The 3,073-nt window shown below is 52.5% G+C and carries 1 protein-coding gene; it reads right to left on the bottom strand.

Annotated features, from left to right (window positions below):
* A partial coding sequence (locus L693_RS27695; RefSeq protein ID WP_155983768.1) for a condensation domain-containing protein occupies nt 1-3,073 on the bottom strand: 3,073 nt, incomplete at both ends.

The following is a 3,073-nucleotide window of genomic DNA, read 5'->3' as shown; positions in this document are numbered from 1 at the left end:
GGTATAGATCACATACGCCAGATCCTGCGGTTCGTTGATGTGGTCAACGTCTGTCGTATCTCCGGTGTACAGTGACTCATCGTCCAACGCCAGTACGGTATGCAGACGCAGTCCCGTGGCTGGTTCGGATGTAGCTTGGCTTTCCTCCAGCCATGCCTGTGCACGCTCCTGCAAGCCCGTTTGGGTCAACAGTACCGTCGCACCGCTGTCCTCCAGCATGAAACGAATACGTTCTGACGGATAGTCCGCATCCAGCGGCACATATGCGCCTCCTGCCTTCCACACTGCCAATACGCCGACCAACATGTCCACCGAACGTTCACTCAAAATGCCGACAATCGACTCGCGTCCAATGCCTTCATTTCTCAATCTACGCGCCAATTGGTTCGCTCGTTCGTTCAGTTTCCGGTACGTAAGCTGTTGATCCTCGTACACAACTGCCAGGTGATCCGGTACAAGCTGCGCCTGTTCTTCCACAAAAGCATGGAACAAGGCTCCTGCCTCAACAGCAGCAACATCCGATACCCCCACTTCTCCAAATCCATAGATAATTTGAGCCTTTTCCTCGGCGGGTACCATATCCAGAGCTGCCAGTGGCTGCTGTGGATGAAGTGTAATCGCACGAACGAGTTCGTTAAAATGCTGCGCGAATCGCTTGATGGTCTCTGGCTTGTACAGCGCTGTGCTGTATTCCAGACTGCACAGAATACCTTCCGGCTGCTCCACTGCATCCAAGGTCAGATCAAATTTGGCCGTATTATTGTCCGTCGGATACGGCTTAAAGGTCAGACCTTCCAGCTCGAACTCCTGCTGCTCAAATGTCTTCAACTCAAACATCGTGTCAAACAGCGCATTCCGGCTCGTATCCCGTGTTAAATTCAGCTTTTCAACCAGCTCTTCAAAAGGATATTCCTGATGCTCATAAGCACTGAGTGCATGCTCTTTGACCTCTTGCAGGTAATCAAGGAACGTTTTGTCGCCAGACGGATAATTGCGGATCGCCAGCGTGTTGAGGAATACGCCTACCAGGCTACTCAACTCTGCATGTGGTCTTCCGGCAATCGGCGTTCCGACGATAATGTCCTCCTGCCCCGAATATTTATGCAAGAGCGTGCTATACGCTGCAAGCAATACCATATACAAGGTTGATCCGGTTTGCACGGCCAGCTGTTTTAACTGTTCACTGTCCTCGAGGCTGATCGCAAATTCCAATCGAGCTCCTTCCAGACGCTGTACGGCTGGTCTTGCAAAATCCGTTGGCATATCCAGCGCCGGAATTTCACCAGCCATGGTTTTCAGCCAATAGCTTTCTTGCTCACGAAGACGTTCACTTTGCATATCGGCATGCTGCCAAACGGCATAGTCCTTGTACTGGATGCGGAGTGGCGGCAGCTCCTTGCCTTCATACAATTGAGAGAACTCCTGCACGATAATTCCTTCAGTTACGCCATCCGAAATAATATGGTGCATGTCATAGAGCATTACGTGACGTTGCGGTCCGTTTTCCACCAACTGAACCCGCAGCAACGGTGCTTGCGCGAGATCAAATGCGCGTACAAAGTCCAATGCGTACTGCTGTGTCTCTTCTTCGCTTGCCTGCACATGCTCCACGTTGAATTCGACGTTCGATTCAATCCGTTGAACAACCTCGCCATCCACCATGTCGAACCTAGTCCGCAAGGCTTCATGACGGGCAATCAGCTGACGAAAGGCTTGCTCCAGTCGCGTTTTATCCAAGGAACCTTCAATAATCAAAGCTCCTGGCATGTTGTAGCTAACCTCTCCGCCTTCCAGGTGACTCAGAACGTACATCCGTTTTTGCGCCGAGGAAACTGGATAATATGTGCGCTCCTCCGCAACAGGTATAGATACATACGTTTGCTGTGTCTGATCTTCTCCCATCACCTGTACCAGTTGCTCAATCGTCGGATATTGGAAAATATCTCGCAGGGCCAGCTTGTAATTCAGCTCCTGATGAATTTTCGCCATCAGTGTTGTGGCGCGCAGAGAATGTCCTCCCACTTCAAAGAAGTTATCCTTAATGCCTATCTGCCGATGATTCAAAACGCTTTGCCAAATACCTACCAGCTGCTCTTCCAGCAGTGTCCGCGGCGCAACGTACTCCGTACCTCCTTCGAGGCGCGCTTCAGGCGCAGGCAACGCTTTGCGGTCAATTTTTCCGTTCGGTGTCAGCGGGAAACGATCCAGCTGTACAACATACGTCGGGATCATATAACCCGGCAGTTTTGGCTGGAGTATGCTGCGCAGCTCTGGCAAATTCAGCGCCGCAGAGGCTACGACATACGCACACAGATCCTTGTCTCCGTCTTCATTTTCCCAGGCGGTGACTATGGCCTTCTCGATGCCGTCCACGGTCAGCAGCTGGGCTTCCACCTCGCCCAGTTCAATCCGGAAGCCCCGGATTTTCACCTGGTAGTCCATCCGGCCGATGAAGTCCACATTGCCGTCCGGCATCCACCGCGCCAAATCGCCTGTGCGATACAATCGTTCACCTGGTACATACGGATTGGCTACGAATTTCTCGGCTGTCAGGTCCGCACGGTTCAGGTAGCCGCGCGCTACCCCGGCTCCGCCAATGCATAGCTCGCCCAGTACGCCGATCGGCACTGGATTCAGCTGGCTGTCCACGATGTAGAAGCGTGCGTTCAGCCACGCTTGACCAATCGGCACACTGCCGCTGCTTGGCAGCTTCGACAGCTCTTCATCGTAGAAGCTGGAGTCAATCGCCGCTTCCGTTACCCCGTAGCTGTTAATAATGCGAATATCCGGGCCAAACCGTTCTTGCAGCACCCGGTAATCTGTCACGCTGCAGCTGTCCGAGCTGGTGATCAGCAGTTCCAGACTGCTCATGTCCAGTCCCTGTTCATGCACATGCTGCATAAACGGTACGATCAGGGCCGGGGTCGATTCGAACACTGTAATCTGATAATCATGAATCCAGCCATACAGACGGTTAAAATCAATCCGGTCGTCTTTCGGACAGATGACCATCGTTCCGCCATTATAGAGCGTCCGCGCGATATCCCCGACGAATACGTCGAAAGAGAAGCTT

Source organism: Paenibacillus sp. 1-18, from assembly GCF_000520755.1.
Lineage (GTDB): Bacteria > Bacillota > Bacilli > Paenibacillales > Paenibacillaceae > Paenibacillus > Paenibacillus brasilensis.
The sequence above is the reverse complement of the archived record's forward strand: the minus strand, read 5'-3'. Positions and strand labels throughout refer to the sequence as shown.